Source organism: Vibrio sp. 1401 (genome assembly GCF_033340295.1).
Window position 1 is genome coordinate 1 of sequence record NZ_JAWOWF010000616.1, and the last position, 580, is coordinate 580.

The window sequence follows — 580 nt, forward strand, 5'->3', positions numbered from 1 at the left end:
CTCGCATGCACAGCTCGGCTTGGCTAGATATGGCACAAGCAAAACTGGCCGGAAAACTTGAGCTAAACATTCTCTCCGGCAACCCAATTGATGAATTGTGGCATGACCGCCCTGCACCAGTGGTTTCTGACGTTCGCCTTATGCCAACACAAGCCGTTGGTCAATCAAGCGAAAGTAAGCGTAAAGAGATCGCTCAACTGGTAGCAAAAGCCGGTGCAGACAGCGCAGTCATCACAGCGCTTGATTCTATTTGTTGGCTATTGAACGTACGTGGCTTGGATGTATCGCGTTTGCCAGTTTTACTGTCGCACGCGATTCTTCATGCCGACTCAAGTGTGGAGTACTTCCTAGATCCCGCTCGCTTACCTGCTGAATTTGCAGCGCACGTGGGCACTGGTGTGACGGTTCATCATCCAGAAGCACTTCAATCTCGCCTTGAAGCCATGTCTGGTAAAAAGGTATTGCTCGACCCAGCAATCAGTAACGCATGGTTTAAGTTAGTTCTGCAAAATGCAGGCGCATCGGTTATTACTGCAGCCGATCCATGTTTAATGCCAAAAGCCGCGAAAAACGAAGTTGA

The 580-nt window shown here is 49.5% G+C and carries 1 protein-coding gene; it reads left to right on the forward strand.

All coding sequences use genetic code 11. The annotated features are described in order from the left end of the window. The coding region (locus R7Z77_RS27165; protein WP_318137280.1) for an aminopeptidase P family N-terminal domain-containing protein at positions 1 to 580 on the forward strand (580 nt) is incomplete at both ends.